Genomic DNA, 14468 nt, shown 5'->3' with positions numbered 1-14468 from the left:
GGTGCAGGATCGGCAGGGTGCAGATCCTCCAGTCGACCAAGCTCGCCGGTGTCCTCTACGACGTCCGGGGCCCCGCGCTGACCCGCGCCCAGGAGCTGGAGCAGGCCGGGCAGCGGGTCCTGAAGCTGAACATCGGCAACCCCGCCCCGTTCGGCTTCGAGGCGCCGCCGGAGCTGCTGGAGGACATGGTCGCCAACCTGCCGCAGGCGCAGGGCTACAGCGACAGCAAGGGGCTGCTGTCGGCGCGGCGGGCCGTCATGCAGTACAGCCAGCAGAAGGACCTCGCGGGTGTGGACGTCGAGGACGTCTACCTCGGCAACGGCGTCAGCGAGCTGATCGTCATGGCGATGCAGGCGCTGCTGGACGACGGCGACGAGGTCCTGGTGCCCGCGCCGGACTACCCGCTGTGGACGGCGGCGGTCAGCCTGGCCGGGGGGAAGGCCGTGCACTACCGCTGCGACGAGTCCGACGGGTGGGCCCCGGACACCGAGCACCTGGCCTCGCTGGTCACCGAGCGCACCAAGGCCGTCGTCGTCATCAACCCCAACAACCCCACGGGCGCGGTGTACGAGCGCCCGGTGCTGGAGCGGATCGCCGAGGTGGCCCGCCGGCACGGGCTGCTCCTGCTCAGCGACGAGATCTACGACAAGATCCTCTACGACGGGGCGACGCACGTCTCGACGGCGGCCGTGGCCCCCGACGTGCTGTGCCTGACGTTCAACGGCCTGTCCAAGGCGTACCGGGTGGCGGGGTTCCGCTCGGGGTGGATGGTCGTGTCCGGTCCCAAGCACCACGCGGCCAGCTTCATCGAGGGCCTGGACCTGCTGGCGAACATGCGCCTGTGCGCGAACGTGCCCGCCCAGCACGTCGTGCAGGCCGCCCTGGGCGGGCACCAGTCGATCACCGACCTCGTGCTGCCCGGCGGGCGGCTGGCCGAGCAGTCGCGGCGCACGTGGGAGCTGCTCAACGAGATCCCCGGCGTCAGCTGCGTCAGGCCGCGCGGCGCCCTGTACTGCTTCCCGCGCCTGGACCCGGAGGTCCACCGCGTGCACAGCGACTACCAGCTGGTGCTGGACCTGCTGGAGCAGGAGCACGTGCTCGTCGTGCAGGGCACCGGGTTCAACTGGCCGCACCCGGACCACTTCCGCATCGTCACGCTGCCGCACGTGGAGACGCTGGAGACGGCGGTGGGGCGCATCGCCTCGTTCCTGGAGCGCCGCAGGAGCTGAGGCGGCCGGCCCCTTCGGGGGTCACGCGTCCGGGTCAAGGCGGGGCACCGCCGGTCGATCAACTAGTTGACCGCGCCGGTCCGCGCTAGGGGCCGGTCCCACCCCGACCGGCAGGTGACCCCGTGACCACGACCGACCTCCACGCACCCGCGTGCCCCGCCGCGCGCGCCCGGCGCCGGCGGCGCCTGCTGACCGCCCTGCTCGCCGTGGGCGGCACGACCCTCGTCGGCACCGGCGCCCTGGCCAGCTGGAACGTCAGCAAGGACGCCGCGCCCTCGTCGGTGACGGCCGCCACCGCGGCGGTGGAGGTGCTGCCCGCCAACGGCATGCCGCTGACGGCGAGCATCGCCAACCTCGTGCCCGGGGACTTCTTCTACCGCTACGTCGACGTGCGCAACGACGGCTCCACCGCCGCGGCCTTCACGGGTCTGGTGAGCGCGACGGGTGCCCTCGCGCCGTGGCTGGACGTCGAGGTCGCCAGCTGCCCGAGCGCCTGGAGCACCGGCCAGCTCGGCTGCGCCGGTGCGGCCGGCACCCCCGTCGGCGCACCGGGGAGCATCACGGCGGCCGGCCGCGCCGTGGACCACGGGACGATCGCGCCGGGCGCGGGCGCCGTCCAGCGGCTGCGGTACAAGTTCACCTTCAACGGTGCCGCGCCCTCGGGCGTCCAGGCCGAGTCGTCGACCCTGTCGATCCGCGTGACGAGCACGCTCGTCGGTGGGCGCGACCGCACGAACGGCTGACGGCGTGCGCCGGGTGGGAGTGCTCCTGAGCGCTCCGGTGGTGGTCGTGCTCACCGGGCTCCCCGCCCACGGGGCGTGGCAGGGGGCGGCCACGACCACCTCGACGGTGTCCAGCGCCCGCCTGAGCGCGGAGTTCGCCGCGAGGCCCGGCGTCTCCGCGGACCGCGCGACGTGGAGCACCTCGACGCTCGCCGGCGTCCTGAGCGCGGAGCACCTGGCGGTGACGAACACCTCGAGCGTCCCGACGACCCTCGTCCTGACGCTGCGCTCGTCGTCCCTGGTCTCGCTCGGGGGGCAGCTCGAGGCGTGCTCCACGGCGTGGACCACCACCGCGGTGTCCGCGACGTGCGGGGGGTCCGTGCTGCCCCTGACGAGCGCCGCGGCGGGGCAGGCGTGGACCACGCCGGCGATGGCTCCGGGCACCGGCGCGCACCTGAGGCTGCGGTGGACCGCGACGGCCGTCACGACGCTCACCCTGTCGGCCGCCGCCGCGGCGCCCCCCGGTCGCGACCGGACCACCTCGTGAGCGCCCGGGCGCGGACGGGCTGGGCGGTGCTCGTGCTGCCGGCCCTGCTCGTGCTCGCCGCCCACCTCCTCGGCGCGCGGGTCGTCCCCGTGCTCACCGGGTCGATGACCCCGGCCTTCCCGCGGGGCAGCCTCGTGGTGACGACACCGCTGGCGGGTCCGGACGTGCGCGTGGGGGACGTCGTCGCGTTCCGCCCGCCGGCCCCCTACGACACGGGCGGCCGGCCGGTCCTGCACCGCGTCACCGCCGTCTCCGAGCCGGACGGGGGGCGGGACGGCGGGCGGGCCGTGACCACCCGCGGGGACGCGAACGCGACGGCGGACCCGTGGACGGTGGCCCTCGACGACGCGGACCTGGCGCGGGCGCGCTGGGCGCTGCCGCTGCTGGGGTGGGTGCTGGCGGGCGGGACCGCGACCGCGGCGCTGGGCGTGGGCGGTCTCCTGCTCCTGGTGGAGGCCCGCCAGGTGGCGGCGGCGCGCCACGACCCGCCGTGCACCTGCGGCGACTGAGGACCCGCCGGGCCGCTCAGGCCCCGGCCTGCGGAGCCTCGCGCTCGCGGCCGCGCAGGTGCAGGAACCAGTAGGCCAGGCCGACGAAAACCCCGCCGCCCACCAGGTTGCCCAGCAGCGCGAACAGCCAGTTCAGCAGGATGTCGCCCCACCCGAAACCGGGGACGCCGGCGAACCACGCGGCGGGCAGGAAGAACATGTTGGCCACGACGTGGTCGAACCCGAGGGCCACGAACGCGGTGATGGGGAAGAACACCGCCAGCACCTTGCCGGCCACGTCCTCGGCGGCCAGCGACATCCACACCGCCAGGCAGACCAGCCAGTTGCAGCCCACGGCGCGCAGGAACACCTCGTGGTGCTCCTCCCCCACGGCCTTCGTCGTGGCCAGCCCGGCCAGCCGCTCGTGGTTGGCGGCGGCCGTGGTGCCCTCGGCCGCGTCGGGCCCGCCGACCACCCCCGTCGCGACGGCCAGGACGTAGGCCACGAACAGCGCGCCGAGCAGGTTGGCCACCAGCAGCACGGCGATGTTGGCGGCGAGCTTGCCGACGGTGGTGCGCCCCTGCAGCACCGCCATCGGCACCAGCGCCATGTTCCCGGTGACCAGCTCGGCACCCGCGACGAGCACGAGGACCAGGCCGAGGGTGAACACGGCCCCGTTGAGCAGCGTGACGATCCCGCCCCACAGCGCGGGGTCCAGGCCCGCGGTGGTGTCCACGGCGATGAGCCCGGCGAAGGCGATGTAGGCGCCGGCGAGGAACCCGCCGACGAGCATCTTCGGCAGCGGCAGCGACGCCTTCTTCGCACCCGCCGCGACGGCCGCGACCGCGACGTCGTCGGGACCCTTGTAGGCCACGGTCACTCCTCCCCGCCGGTCCGGACCGGCGGCCGCACCTCAGCCGGCGCGGGCGGCCAGCCGCTCGCGCTGCGGGACGACGACGTACTTGGGGTCCAGCGTGGAGGCGACCCCCGCCTCGAACACCGCCACGCGCGTCAGCAGCGAGCCGGCCATGAGGCTCACCCCGGACAGCGCGGCCACGACGCGCGAGCGCCGGCCCAGCACCGCGCCGGCCGCCCCCGCGACGGTCAGCGCGCGGGCGGCCCTGAGGAACCGGGCGGGTCGGCCGGTGTGGAAGGGCTCGCTGACGATGCCGTGCGCGGACTCCATCCGGTGCGCGGCCACCAGTTCCGCGGTCGCGCCGAGGGCGGCCAGCCGGGCCGCGGTGGCCGTCTGCGCGGGCGGTGCGAGCACCAGGGCGGCGCCGGAACCGGCGGCCAGGGCGCTGCCGCCGAAGACGAACGGCAGCTCGCGGTACGGCTCGTGCCAGCTGGGCACGGCGGTGTCCGCGAACAGCACGGCGGTGTACGTGGCCAGCAGCGGCGCGGTGAGCGCGGCACCGGCCCCGGCGGCGCTGCCCCCGGCGCGCACCAGGCGGCGCAGCGCCCCGGCCGCGCCCTCGCGGGGCAGCAGGTCCGCGGCCTCGGAGACGGCCGCGACCCCGCACAGCGGCCCGAAGGCCGACAGGATCCACGTGCCCACGGACATCGGCGAAGTGATCTTCGCCATCCGCAGCATGTTGTAGAAGCGGTCCGGGCGGCCGAGGTCGACGATGAGGAAGTACGCGCTGGCGCCGACCGCGCCCAGCGAGGTGATCCGCAGCCCGCGCCGGGCCGCGGTGTGCCCGCGCGCGTCGGCGACGGCCGCCAGCATCGAGCACCCGGAGGCCAGGCCGCCGGTGAACAGGTAGTAGGCGATCTCGTGCGTCCACGTCGGCGGCTTGAGGACGGCGCGGCCGTAGTAGGAGCCGAACTCCGCCTCGGGCACGACGGCGTTGACGTCGCCGCGCTTGCCCTTGCGCCCGCCGCCGCGGTGGCCGATGCCGGCCTCCCACATCCGGGCCGCGTAGCCGCCCGTGGGCTCGGTCGCCGTGGCGGACCGCTGCTGCGCGCTCACCGGCGGCCCGCCGCGGCGGCCGCGACCCCCAGGACCATCGCCCCGGCCGCGACGAGCATGTGCTTGTACATCGAGGGCAGGTCGCGGGTGGTGACCACCGGGTCCGGCGGCAGCCCGTACACCTCCGGCTCGTCGAGCAGGAGGAAGAACGCGCCGTCGCCGCCCACGCCGTCGTCGGGGTCCTCCCCGTACAGGCGCGCCTCGGTGACCCCGACGTCGTGCAGCTGCTTCCGGCGCTTCTCGGCGCGCTCGCGCAGCTCGTCGAGGTCGCCGTACTGGATGGACTCCGTCGGGCACGCCTTCGCGCACGCGGGCGTCTCGTCGTCCTTGAGCCGGTCGTAGCACAGGGTGCACTTCCAGGCCCGGCCGTCGCCCTCGCGCTTGTCGATCACGCCGTAGGGGCACGCCGAGACGCAGTACCCGCAGCCGTTGCAGACGTCGTCCTGCACCACGACGGTGGAGAACTCGGTGCGGAACAGCGCGCCCGTGGGGCACACGTCCAGGCAGGCGGCGTGCGTGCAGTGCTTGCAGACGTTGGACATCATCAGCCAGCGCACGTCCTGGCGGCCCTCGCGGTCGGGCACCGGCGCGGGCGCCGTCATGCCGGGCATCCCCAGGAACTGCGCACCGCGGCTGCCGGAGGTGTCCGCCCCGCGGGCCGCCTCGACCGCCCGGTCGGCCAGCGGCTGCCCGCCCTCGACGCCCGAGCCCAGCCGGGAGGCCTCCTCGAAGACGTCGACACCGGCGGACACGACGTCCTGCTGCAGGCCCGTGGAGGTGCGCCCCGTCGGCGTGCCCGCGAAGGGGGCGCTCTTGTTCCCGATCGGGCGCGACTGCTCGACGAACGCCACCGCGCGCCAGGAGTCCGCGCCCAGGCCGCCGGTGTTGTCGTAGCTCATCCCCAGCAGGTCGATGCCGTCCTCGGGGACGGCGTTCCACTCCTTGCAGGCGACCTCGCAGGCCTTGCAGCCGATGCAGACGGAGGTGTCGGTGAAGAACCCCTTGCGCGGCGGCGGGTCGGCGTACCCGGCATCGCCGGCGACGTCGTCGAGCCGCCCGTACAGGCTGGTGCGCGAGACCACTACCGCTCCTCCTCCTCGCCGGTGGCGGCCGCGGGCCCCTCACCGGGACTGCCGTCCACGTCGTCGCCGGTGCCGCCGGGGCCGGCGCCGGGGCGCAGCAGGCGCACCGGGGCGCCGTGCTGCTCCGGCTCGCCGGGCCGCGAGCGCACCTCGTGCCGGACGGAGACGACCTCCTCCAGGTGCTCGGTGCGCTCCCCCGTGCCCACCGCGACGGCGCCGGTGGTGGCCTGCTCGACGCGGCTGCGCCCGCCCGGCTCCACCAGCTCCTTCGTCACCGCGACGCTGCCCGTGGCCATCGTGACCCCGGCGCGGCGCCGGTAGGCGTCGACGAGGTCGAGGTTCGCGCGCCCCTGCGGGCGCCGGCCCGGGCGCACGTCGCACGTGCCGGCCTTGAACTCCTGGATGTGCACGTTGGGGTCCAGCGTCAGGTGGGCGATGTCGTTGACGACGTCGCCGGTGGTCAGCCCGCCCGGTCCCCAGTGGTACGGCAGCCACACCTGGTGCACGAGGCGGTCCTGCACCTTCAGCGGCGTCAGCCGGTCGGTGACCAGCACGCGCGCCTCGACCGCGGCGCGCGCGGTGACCACGTGCGCCCAGCCCAGGTGCTCCAGACCGCGCTCGGCGGCCAGCTCCGGGGAGACCTCCATGAACAGCGCCGGCTGCAGCTCCGCCAGGTACGGCAGGAAGCGGCTCATCCCGCCGGCGGTGTGGTGCTCGGTCAGGCGCGAGGTGAACCACACGTACGGGTAGACCTCGCTGCCGCTCTCCGGCGGGCTGGGGTGCACCTCGTTGAGGTGGTTGGTGTACACCTCGCGCGCCGGGTTCTGCTGCTGCGTGTAGAGGCTGTTGCGGAACGGCGACTCGGCCGGCTCGTAGTGCGTGGGCAGCGGACCGTCCACGACGCCCTTGGGCGCGTACAGCCAGCCCTTGCCGTCGGACTGCATGATGAACGGGTCGTCGCCGGCGATGGCCTCCACGCCGGTGGCGCCCTCCGGCGGCCGGTACGACGGCGGTTTGGTGACCTCGAAGTCGGGCACGTCGTCGCCGGTCCAGCGCTGCTGCACCTCGTCCCACCACACGAGCTTCTTGCGCTCGCTCCACGGCTTGCCGTCCGGGTCGGCCGAGGCGCGGTTGTAGAGCACGCGCCGGTTCATCGGCCACGCCCAGCCCCACTCGTGCGCGTGCAGGGACTGCTCGCGCCCGGGCTTGCGGCGCGCGGCCTGGTTGACCCCGCCCGCGTAGACGCCGGAGTAGATCCAGCAGCCGCCGGAGGTGGTGCCGTCGGGCTTCATCTGCGCGAACCCGTCGAGCAGCTCCCCCGAGGTGAGGTCGTAGCCGTTGATCTCGCGCAGCACGGCCTCGGCGTCGGGCTCGTCGCGCTCGCCGTGCAGGGGGTAGTCCCAGGCGACGTCGAGCAGCAGCCGGTCGCGCGGATCGGTGGAGCCGGCCAGGCGCTCCCTCATCATCCGGCCCAGGTGGTAGAAGAACCACAGCTCGCTGCGGGCGTCGTCCGGGGACTCCACGGCCTTCTCCCGCCACTGCAGCAGCCGCTGCGTCTGGGTGAAGGTGCCCTCCTTCTCCACGTGCGTGGCGGCGGGCAGGAAGAAGACCTCGGTGCGGCACTCCTCGGGGACGATCTCCCCCGTGGCGATCTCCGGGGAGTCCTTCCAGAACGTCGCGCTCTCGATCATCACGAGGTCGCGGACGACGACCCAGTCGAGGTTCGCCATGCCCAGGCGCTGCGCGCGCCCGTTGGCCGAGCCGACGGCCGGGTTCTGGCCCAGCAGGAAGTACCCGAAGATCTTCCCGCCGGCGATCATGTCCATGACCTGCCCGTAGGTGCCGTGGTCGGCGTTGATGCGGGGCAGCTCGTCGAACAGGTAGTCGTTGTCCGCGGTGGCGGCGTCGCCGAAGTACGCCTTGAGCAGGCTGACGGCGTAGGACTCCGCGTTGCCCCAGAAGCCCTTCTGGCCCTCGCCGCGGATCTCCCCGACGTAGGTGGCCAGGTCGGTGTGCTTCTCCGCGTGCGGCATCGGCAGGTAGCCGGGCAGCAGGTTGTACAGGGTCGGGATGTCGGTGGAGCCCTGGATGCTGGCGTGCCCGCGCAGGGCGAGGATCCCGCCGCCGGGGCGGCCCATGTTGCCCAGCAGCAGCTGCAGGATGGCGCCGGTGCGGATGTACTGCACACCCGTGCCGCGCTGGGTCCAGCCCACGCTGTAGACCAGGGCGCCCGTCTTCTCCCGGCCCGAGTTGGAGATCCACGCCTCGGCGACCTCGTCGAACAGGTCGGTGGGGATGCCGCAGACCTCCTCGACCATCTCCGGGGTGTAGCGGGAGAAGTGCCGCTTGAGGACCTGCCAGACCGTGCGGGGGTGCTGCAGGGTCTCGTCCCGCTGGATGGAGCGGTGCTCGACCGCGGCACCGCCGGAACCCAGCTGCTGGGAGGACTCGCTCTCGCTGTCGCGCTCGGTCTCCTCCTCCTCGTCGCCGGAGCCCTCCGAGCCGGCGTACTGCCAGGACTTCGTGTCGTAGGCGCGGGTCTCCACGTCGAAGCCGGAGAACAGGCCGTCGAGGTCCTCGGTGTCCTGGAAGTCCTCGCTGACGATCCACGAGGCGTTCGTGTACGCCAGGACGTACTCGCGGAAGTCCCGCTCCTGCGTCAGGACGCGGTTGACGATGGCGCCCAGGAACACGATGTCGGTGCCCGAGCGGATCGGGACGTACGTGTCCGCGACGGCGCTGGTGCGCGTGAACCGCGGGTCCACGTGGATGACCTTCGCCCCCCGCGCCTTGGCCTCCATGACCCACTGGAAGCCGACGGGGTGGCACTCGGCCATGTTCGATCCCTCGATGACGATGACGTCCGAGTTGATCAGGTCCTGCTGGTCACCGGTGGCCCCACCGCGACCGAACGAGGCACCCAGACCGGGCACCGTGGCGGAGTGTCAAATGCGCGCCTGGTTCTCCACCTGGATGGCGCCCATGGCGGTGAACAGCTTCTTGATGAGGTAGTTCTCCTCGTTGTCCAGCGTGGCGCCACCCAGGCTGGCGATCCCCATCGTGCGGTTGAGCCGGCGGCCCTGCTCGTCGGTGTCCTGCCAGCCGCGGCGGCGGGCGTCCAGGACGCGGTCGACGATCATCTCCATCGCCGTGTCGAGGTCGAGGTCGCTCCACTCGGTGGCGTACGGGGCGCGGTACTTGACCGTCGTCACGCGCGCGTCGCCGTTGACGAGCTGCTCGCTGGCCGAGCCCTTCGGGCACAGGCGCCCGCGCGAGTGCGGGCTGTCCGGGTCGCCCTCGATCTGGACGACCTTCTCGTCCTTGACGTAGACGCGCTGGCCGCAGCCGACGGCGCAGTACGGGCACACGGACTTGGCGACGCGGTCGGCCGAGGCGGTGCGCGGCTGCAGGGAGCGCGATCGCGCCGACTGCGTGGCCGCCCCGCGGCCCAGGGGGTCGTCCCCGGTGATCTGCCGGTACACCGGCCAGCCCTCGAGGAAGGTCTTGAGCCCCACGCGCACCCCCCGTCGTCACAACCGGCGGCACCTGCGCCCCCGTCGGGCCGACCCTAACCCCGGCCCCCGCGCGACGCGATGCGACCCGCGCGGGACCCGCCCGGGAACCCGCCCGGGAACCCGCCCCGGACCTGGACCGGGGCGCGCCGCGGTGCTGCACTGCGGTGGTGGGCACCACCGGCTCCCCCGCCCCGGTCGTGGACCGGGGCGCGGTCCTCGCGCACCGCTGGCGGGCGCAGGAGCTGCACCGCCCGGCGACGGGCCGGGCCGGCAGCGCCTGCGCCGTGACCGCCCTCGGGGTGGCGGACGTGCCGGCGCCGGCGGCCGCGAGCGCGCTGGCGGTCCGCGGGGCCGCCGTGGACGGGGGGCTGGCGCTCGTCTGGGGCGCGCGCGGCGCGCCGGCCCTGCACCGGCGCGGGGACCTGGCGCGGCTGGCCGCCGCGACGTGGCCGCTGGACGACGCCGACGCGGCCGCGCGGGTGCCGGCCCAGGTCGCCGGTGCGGCGGCCCTGGGCGTGGGCGCGTTCACCCGCGTCGCGCTCGCGGTGCGCGAGGTGCTGGCCGAGGGCGGGCCGGCGGCCGCGCCCGGCGGGGACGGCCTGGACAAGGCGGCGCTGTCGGCCGGGGTGACGCGGCGGGTGCCGGCGGCGCTCAGCCACGACTGCGCGCCGTGCGGGGCGCGGCACGTGTCCGGCGCGCTCCTGCAGGCGGCCGGGCTGGCCGGCGGGGCGGAGCTCGTGCGCACCGGGCGGGGCACCCGCTTCCGCCTGCTGGCGGAGGTCACCGGCCCCCCGGAGCGGGCCTCGGGCACGGAGGAGCTGGTCCGCCGGTACCTGGCGCTGCTGGGACCCGCGCCGGTCGCCGACGTGGCCGCCTACCTGGGCGCGAGCGCGCGGGCGCTGCGCGCGGTGTGGCCCGCGGACGCGGTGGAGCTGCGGGTGCGCGGCGGTGACGGGCGGGAGCGGGTGGCGTTCGCCGCCGGTGCCCTCCCGGACGGCGCGCCGTCCCCGCGCGGCGTGCGGCTGCTGCCGCCGGGCGACCCGTGGCTGCAGGCGCGCGACCGGGACCTCACCGTCCCCGGCCGCGAGCGGCAGCGGCAGCTGTGGCGGCCCGTCGGGGCGCCCGGTGCCGTCCTCGTCGACGGCGAGGTCGCGGGGACGTGGCGCGCCAGCGCCCGCGGCCGCCGCCTCCTCGCGCGGCTGGCGCCCTGGGACGGCGAGCCGCCGCTGGACGAGCGCGTGCGGGCCGGCGCGGAGGCCGAGCTGCCGCTGCTGGCCGCAGCCCGCGGGCTCGAGCGGGCCGCGCTGGAGGGGTGAGCGGGCGGGCTCAGCCGGCGCCGCCGGTCACCCGCAGCTCCAGGAACGCCTCCTGCGGGGCGGGCGCGCGCCGCAGCCGCCGCAGCAGCCCCTCGCCCAGCCGCAGGGCGTGGAACTGCAGCCGGTACCGGTCGGCCAGCCCCTGCAGCACCGCGGGGCCCACGTCCGCCGGCAGCAGGTGGGCGCGGCCCTCGACGTCCGGGCCGGTGCGCTGCCCGCGCGCCCGGCAGGGCGCCAGCAGGACCCGCGGTTCGCGGCGCAGCCGCTTCACCTTGCCGCTGGCGGCGCCGGTGAGCACGAGCAGCCGGTCGCCGTCCACGACCGTCCACACGGGGGTGGCCACGGGCGTGCCGTCGCGGCGGAAGGTCGTCAGCAGGACGTAGCGGGCGGCGGCCAGCCGGTCGAAGTCCGCGTCGCCCGGACCGCGGGAGGCCCGTTCCCCCGGCTCAGGGTGGTCCGTCGCCACGTCGCGCCTCCTGCTCCAGCACCCCGTCCAGGTCGGCCAGCCGGTCCAGGCCGCGAAGGGCCTGGGACATCCGCCGGTTGCCCTCCAGCAGTGGCCGCCGGGTGGCCAGGAAGTTCCAGTACCCCGCGGTGTACGGGCAGGCGTCCTCCCCGACGCGGACCTTCGGGTCGTAGCGGCAGCCGCGGCAGAAGTCGCTCATCCGGTCCACGTAGGCGCCGCCGGCCGTGTACGGCTTGGTGGCCAGCACGCCGCCGTCGGCGTGCTGGCTCATGCCGACGACGTTGGTGGTCATCACCCAGTCGTAGCCGTCGACGAAGTTGCGCCAGAACCAGTCGGCCAGCTCGTCGGGCCGGTACCCGCGCTGCAGGCCCCAGCCGCCCAGCACCATCAGCCGCGGCACGTGGTGGACCCAGCCCTCCTCGCGGACCCCGCGCAGGACGTGCGACAGGCACGCGGCGTCCACGGCGTCGGCGTCCAGGTCGGCGAACCAGCGCGGCAGCGGCGTGGTCGCGCCCAGCGCGTTGGAGCGCTTGTAGTCCTCCCCCAGGTACCAGTGCAGGTGCCACGTCCACGAGCGCCAGCCGACCACCTGGCGCACGAACCCCTCCACCGAGGCCAGCCGCACGCCGTGGGCGCGGCCGTGCTCCTCGGCGCGGCGGGCGACCTCCAGCGGATCGAGCAGGCCGAGGTTCTGCGGCGCGGACAGCAGCGAGTGCGCCATCCACGGGTCGCCGCGCAGCATCGCGTCCTCGTAGGTGCCGAACTGCTCCAGCCGGTGCTCCAGGAAGTGCCGCAGCACCCGCAGCGCCTCCCGGCGCGTCACCGCGAAGCGGCGGGGGCCGTCCTCGCCGGTGAACTCCACGTCCCCGTCGCGCTCCCAGCGGTCCAGGTCCTCGCGCACCTGCGCGTCCACGTCGTCCTCGGCCGGGTACCAGGGCTCGGCCACGTCGAGGCGCTCGGCCCGCTTCGGCGGGCCGAAGCGGTTGTCGTGGTCGTAGTTCCACGAGCCGCCCACCGGCCCGCCGCCCGCGTCCAGGAGCAGCCCGTGGTGGCGGCGCACGTCGCGGTAGAAGTCCTCCATCAGCAGCCGCCGACGGCCGCGGCCGTCGGCCCACCGGCGGAACTGCGGCTCGGAGACGACGAACCCCCGCGAGCGCAGCACCTGCGCGCCCAGGCGCCGCACGAACCGGCGGGCCGGGTAGGAGGTGGGATCGCACACGCTGAGGTCGCCGGCGGCGAGGCCCGCCTCGGCCAGGCCCTGCGCGTACGTGGGGGCCTGCACGTAGACCGCCTGCTCGCCCAGCTCGCGGGCGCGGTGGCGCAGCGCGGACAGGATCAGGTGCGCCTTGCGGCGGTGGAAGCGGCCGCGGCGGAAGACGTCGGTGGACTCCAGCAGCAGGACCGGCTGGCGCGGGCCGTCGAGGAAGTGCGGGCCCAGCTGGTCGGCGAACAGCCACCGGCGGGTCCCCGGCGCCCGCTCGGGCAGGTCACCGTCCTCGACGGGGTCGACCTGCGCGTCGACCTCCGCGTCGACCTCGACGTCCACCGGACCGGGCGTGCGCTCCACCACGGCCACCACTGTGGCCGAACCCCCCGCCGCGGGCACCCCGGGCCGGCCGCGGGGGTTCGCCCCGGCCGCGGCGGGGTACCCCTGCGTCGAGGACAGCACCACCAGGCACGGACCCGCGGGTCCCCGCCGGAGAGGACGACGTGCCCACCCACGAGCCCGCCCACCAGACCGCCCACCAGCCCGCGCACGAGGCGCCCGGCCGCTGGGAGCCGACCCCTCCGGCCCGGCACGACCGCGAGCTGCTGGCGATCTACCTCAACGACCACCTCGCCGGGTCGGCCGCCGGCCTGTCGCGCTTCCGCGCGGCCGCCCGCGCGCACCGCGGCACCCCCGCCGGGGACGTGCTCGCGGAGCTGGCGACGGAGATCGCCGAGGACCGCCGCACCCTGCGCCGCCTCATGCGCGAGCTCGGCGTCGAGCGCCAGCGCCTGCGCCAGGTGGCGGCCCGGATCGCCGAGAAGCTGTCCCGCCTCAAGCTCAACGGCCGCGTGGTGCGCCGCTCACCGCTGGGGTCGGTGTTCGACCTGGAGGTCCTGCTCATGGGGGTGGAGGGCAAGGCGGCCGGCTGGCGGTCCCTGCAGGTGCTGGCCCCCCGCGACGAGCGGCTCGACGGGGCGCTGCTGGAGCAGCTGGTGCAGCGCGCCGACAGCCAGCTGGAGCGGATCGAGGAGCTGCGCCGCACCGCCGTGGCCGAGGCCCTGGGCGGCCGGCGTCACGAGCGCGAGAACGTCGCCGTCTCCCCGCGCGCCACGTAGCGCACGACGTCGGCGAGGCCGCGCCGCTGCGTCTCCGCGCGGAAGTCGGCCAGCGGCGAGCGGAACACCGGGTAGTCGTCGTGGTGGACCGGGACGGCCGCGCGGGGCGCGACGAGCTCCAGCACGTCCGCGCCCTGCACGGCGTCCATGGTCACGACGATCCCGCCGGGCAGCGTCGTGCCGCCCAGGTGCAGCACGGCGACGTCCACCTCCGGGTAGCGGCGGGGCAGCTCGCGCAGCTCGGGCACCGCCAGGGTGTCGCCGGTGACGTAGACCGTCAGCCGGTGGCGGCCGCCGCCCGCGGCCGGGCCCGAGAACTCCAGCACGCTGCCCATGACGGGCGGCAGCAGGCGCCCCAGCGCGCGGGGGGCGTGCCGGCCCGGGGCGGCGGTCACGCGCACCTCGTCGGTCCCGGAGCGCAGGACGCGGTCGTCCCAGGTGCGCAGGCCCGTCACGTCGCGGAAGCCGTGCAGCCCGGCGAGGCGGCGCTGCGCGTGCGGGGTGGTCACCACCGGCACCGAGCGGTCCAGGCCGCGGCGGGCGACCCGGTCGAAGTGGTCGCCGTGCAGGTGCGACAGGACGATCCCGTCGAGTGGCGGCAGCTCGTCCACCCGCAGCGCGGGGTCGGTCAGGCGGCGGCTGACCAGCCCGCGGCCCAGCCAGGCGCGCTGGCCGCGGTGCAGGAAGTTCGGGTCGGTCAGCAGCGTCAGGCTCCCCCACCGCAGGAGCACGGTGGCGGTGCCGACGAACGTCAGCTCGAGGGTCCCGGGTGCGGGCGGGGTGGTGACCACAGCGGTCACCTACCC

General features: G+C 75.5%; 12 protein-coding genes and 1 pseudogene. 6 read left to right on the top strand and 7 right to left on the bottom strand.

The annotated features are described in order from the left end of the window. Window positions 1-17 precede the first annotated feature (17 nt). The 4 genes from AB8M62_RS07730 (at window position 18) to AB8M62_RS07715 (ending at window position 3007) form a co-directional block, all read left to right on the top strand. Window positions 18-1229: a pyridoxal phosphate-dependent aminotransferase gene (locus AB8M62_RS07730; protein ID WP_369054114.1), complete on the top strand. Its 1212-nt coding sequence runs from the start codon at window positions 18-20 to the stop codon at window positions 1227-1229. A gap of 122 nt (window positions 1230-1351) precedes the next feature. Further along, complete coding sequence (locus AB8M62_RS07725) at window positions 1352-1972, top strand: hypothetical protein (protein ID WP_369069134.1); 621 nt, start codon at window positions 1352-1354, stop codon at window positions 1970-1972. A 46-nt stretch (window positions 1973-2018) separates the two neighbouring features. Next, window positions 2019-2498, top strand: coding sequence for a hypothetical protein (locus tag AB8M62_RS07720; protein ID WP_369069133.1), 480 nt, complete (start codon window positions 2019-2021; stop codon window positions 2496-2498). Next, window positions 2495-3007, top strand: coding sequence for a signal peptidase I (locus tag AB8M62_RS07715; RefSeq protein WP_369069132.1), 513 nt, complete (start codon window positions 2495-2497; stop codon window positions 3005-3007). The genes AB8M62_RS07720 and AB8M62_RS07715 overlap by 4 nt, the downstream gene beginning before the upstream one ends. A gap of 16 nt (window positions 3008-3023) precedes the next feature. On the opposite strand, the gene AB8M62_RS07710 is transcribed toward AB8M62_RS07715, so the two are convergent. From AB8M62_RS07710 to fdh, 4 genes and pseudogenes are all read right to left on the bottom strand, one after another. Then, window positions 3024-3860 carry a formate/nitrite transporter family protein gene (locus tag AB8M62_RS07710; RefSeq protein ID WP_369069131.1) on the bottom strand — a complete coding sequence of 279 codons (837 nt, stop codon included), beginning with the start codon at window positions 3858-3860 and terminating at the stop codon, window positions 3024-3026. Window positions 3861-3899: 39 nt separating this feature from the next. Next, the gene (gene nrfD / locus AB8M62_RS07705; protein ID WP_369054107.1) at window positions 3900-4958 is read right to left on the bottom strand and encodes an NrfD/PsrC family molybdoenzyme membrane anchor subunit; all 1059 of its coding nucleotides are present in this window, start codon (window positions 4956-4958) and stop codon (window positions 3900-3902) included. Then, window positions 4955-6040: a 4Fe-4S dicluster domain-containing protein gene (locus AB8M62_RS07700; protein ID WP_369069130.1), complete on the bottom strand. Its 1086-nt coding sequence runs from the start codon at window positions 6038-6040 to the stop codon at window positions 4955-4957. The genes nrfD and AB8M62_RS07700 overlap by 4 nt, the downstream gene beginning before the upstream one ends. 269 nt (window positions 6041-6309) lie before the next feature. Beyond that, window positions 6310-9555 (bottom strand): annotated as a pseudogene (gene fdh / locus AB8M62_RS07695) (formate dehydrogenase); the annotation flags it as partial. 167 nt (window positions 9556-9722) lie between these two features. Here fdh and AB8M62_RS07690 point away from each other — a divergent pair. Beyond that, window positions 9723-10871 carry a DNA glycosylase AlkZ-like family protein gene (locus tag AB8M62_RS07690; protein ID WP_369069129.1) on the top strand — a complete coding sequence of 383 codons (1149 nt, stop codon included), beginning with the start codon at window positions 9723-9725 and terminating at the stop codon, window positions 10869-10871. 10 nt (window positions 10872-10881) lie between these two features. On the opposite strand, the gene AB8M62_RS07685 is transcribed toward AB8M62_RS07690, so the two are convergent. Both AB8M62_RS07685 and AB8M62_RS07680 read right to left on the bottom strand, forming a co-directional pair. Next, a complete protein-coding gene (locus tag AB8M62_RS07685; protein WP_373694884.1) occupies window positions 10882-11268 on the bottom strand; it encodes a PPOX class F420-dependent oxidoreductase in 387 nt (128 codons plus the stop codon). A gap of 49 nt (window positions 11269-11317) precedes the next feature. Then, complete coding sequence (locus tag AB8M62_RS07680; RefSeq protein ID WP_369069160.1) at window positions 11318-12823, bottom strand: cryptochrome/photolyase family protein; 1506 nt, start codon at window positions 12821-12823, stop codon at window positions 11318-11320. 224 nt (window positions 12824-13047) lie between these two features. Between AB8M62_RS07680 and AB8M62_RS07675 the strand changes: the two genes are divergently transcribed. Then, window positions 13048-13662, top strand: a complete 615-nt coding sequence (locus AB8M62_RS07675) for a hypothetical protein (protein ID WP_369069127.1) — start codon at window positions 13048-13050, stop codon at window positions 13660-13662. Here AB8M62_RS07675 and AB8M62_RS07670 read toward each other — a convergent pair. Continuing rightward, window positions 13620-14453 carry an MBL fold metallo-hydrolase gene (locus AB8M62_RS07670; protein WP_369069126.1) on the bottom strand — a complete coding sequence of 278 codons (834 nt, stop codon included), beginning with the start codon at window positions 14451-14453 and terminating at the stop codon, window positions 13620-13622. The two genes, AB8M62_RS07675 and AB8M62_RS07670, sit on opposite strands and share 43 nt — an antisense overlap. Window positions 14454-14468: the final 15 nt, after the last annotated feature.

Source organism: Kineococcus terrestris, assembly GCF_041020755.1.
Taxonomy (GTDB): domain Bacteria; phylum Actinomycetota; class Actinomycetes; order Actinomycetales; family Kineococcaceae; genus Kineococcus; species Kineococcus terrestris.
This window is presented reverse-complemented; position numbering and strand designations above follow the sequence as displayed.